This is a genomic window from Okeania sp. SIO2F4, from assembly GCF_010672385.1.
Lineage (GTDB): Bacteria > Cyanobacteriota > Cyanobacteriia > Cyanobacteriales > Microcoleaceae > Trichodesmium.
The window spans coordinates 1-2,201 of the sequence record NZ_JAAHGT010001235.1 but is presented as its reverse complement, the minus strand read 5'-3'; the positions used below and the strand labels follow the sequence as shown (position 1 = coordinate 2,201).

General features: G+C 39.6%; 1 protein-coding gene. It reads left to right on the top strand.

The features are described from left to right. Positions 1-216 precede the first annotated feature (216 nt). Positions 217-1,734 (top strand): phytoene desaturase family protein, encoded by a 1,518-nt coding sequence (locus tag F6K22_RS39230; RefSeq protein ID WP_293110399.1) that lies wholly within the window; start codon positions 217-219, stop codon positions 1,732-1,734. Positions 1,735-2,201: the final 467 nt, after the last annotated feature.

The following is a 2,201-nucleotide window of genomic DNA, read 5'->3' as shown; positions in this document are numbered from 1 at the left end:
TCTTGAATTGCGTTTGCGGAGCATGACCTAGGATAGCTCCTCTGTTAGCGCAGCTCCTCTGGAGGAGGCAAGAGGTAGTTACAACCCAGGAGGCTAGCTGACGGCTGAATACTTACTAACTAAGTCGATTTGTCATCAATCAGCCACTTTGCTAGAGTCTAAAGTGATTAAGTTAACAATAATAACTGTAAATATTATTGTCAAAAATAAATTTATATGGTATCTACAAATATAGATGTGATTGTAATTGGTAGTGGTATTGGAGGGTTAGTTGCCGGAGCAATGCTCGCCTACTATGGCAAAAAGGTAATAATTTGTGAAAGCCATACTATTCCAGGAGGGGCAGCTCACTCTTTCTCCCGTCAAGGTTTCCATTTTGATTCTGGTCCATCTTTTTATTGTGGGTTAGCTGACCCTCATAGTCTTAATCCTTTACAAAAAGTCCTCAACATTTTGGGCGAATCTATTCAGACAGTTGTTTACGATCCTCTTGGACATTACCACTTTCCTGAAGGTAGTCTCCCTATTTATGGTGATGGGTCATCTTATCTAGAAGCTGTTGCTAAATTCACAACTCAAGGTGCTAAGGAATTAAAACTTTTTCAAGATAATCTTTTACGGTTATATGCTGGTCTTAAAGAAGTTCCACCTATAGCTTTAAGGGCTGATTTTTGGTTAATACCAATTTTATTGGGAAAATATGGACTATCTTTACTGAAGATGTTACCTTCCCTCGGGGATATAGGAGGTTCCGTCGGACAAATCATGGATAAATGGGTAAAAGACCCTTGGGTGCGCCGTTTAATTGATTTGGAATGTTTTCTCCTGTCTGGGTTAAAAGCTGATGGTACTGTTGCTCCAGAAGTGGCGTTTATGTTTGGAGAACGTTCTAACTCGGTTATTGAATATCCTATTGGTGGTAGTGGTGCAATAGTTAATGCTTTGGTTAGAGGTTTGGAACGTTGGGGTGGTGAATTACTTTTGAATGCTCATGTTGAACAAATATTAATAGAGTCTGGCAAAGTTGTAGGGATTCGTTTACGAGGAGATGAAATTATAGAAGCTCATATTGTTATTTCCAATGCTACGATTTGGGATACCTATACTAAGTTGTTAAGACCTGAAGATTTACCTGCTTCTTTCCGCGAACCTGCTTTAGCGACTCCTACGGTGGAAAGTTTTATGCACTTACATTTAGGTATTCGTTCTGATGGTTTAGAGGGTTTGACAGGACATCATGTGGTTGTTCTGGATGGAGATGTTGATATTTCAACTCCTGGGAATACTTGTATGATTTCTATTCCTTCGGTTTGGGATTCTACTTTAGCTCCTCCGGGTCATCATGTTGTTCATGCTTATACTTTAGAGTCTTTTTCTGGTTGGGAAAAAGATGAATCTTATCCGCAACGGAAACGGGAAAAAGCAGAATCTTTGTTTCGAGCTTTAGAAAAGGTAATTCCCGATATTCGCCAACGTATAACTTTAGAGTTAATTGGTACACCTCTGACTCATGCTCGCTTTTTGCGTCGTTATCAGGGTACTTATGGACCTGCTATTGCTGCTGGTAAGGGTAGTTTTCCCGGACCTCAAACTCCTATCTCTGGTTTGTATCGGGTGGGAGATAGTACAATGCCTGGTATTGGTGTGCCAGCGGTTGCTGCTTCTGGAGTTATTTGTGCGAATACTTTAGTTTCTGTTGATAAATCTTTAGCTTTGTTAGGGAGTAGGGAGTAGAAAGTAGGGGTTTTGGAGTGGCGATCGCCTCAATCGAGACGTTTCAAACCTTAACCGAGAGGTTTCAAACTTCAACCAAACTGATAACTAATAACAACCTCAACTTTCTCAAAAGATACCAAATGGATTCTACAGCCATCCGAAATGATTTGTGAAAAAATAGGAGGATCAAAATCTTAATACTTTGACCGAAAAATTTAGGTAGGTAGTTACGCCTCCTAATTTTAAGAGGATAAAAAAAGAAAATTCTGTATTTCAAGCCTCCTTATTTCGCGAGGTACTGATAACTGATAACTAATAACTGAAATGACGATTTCCCACAAACAAACAGCACAAAGCCTGCTGAAGTTATTGTCAGTTGAGCTTTCGTGAAGCGAATAAATATTTTTTGGTGACGAACGAGCGTGACGAATGAAACCAGACTATATGTAAATTTGTTTGCTAGGTTGCCTTGCAGTAGCTGGATT

Coding starts and splice junctions, on each gene's coding strand:
- F6K22_RS39230 (WP_293110399.1), top strand. CDS start 217: ATGGTATCTACAAATATAGATGTGATTGTAATTGGTAGTGGTATTGGA.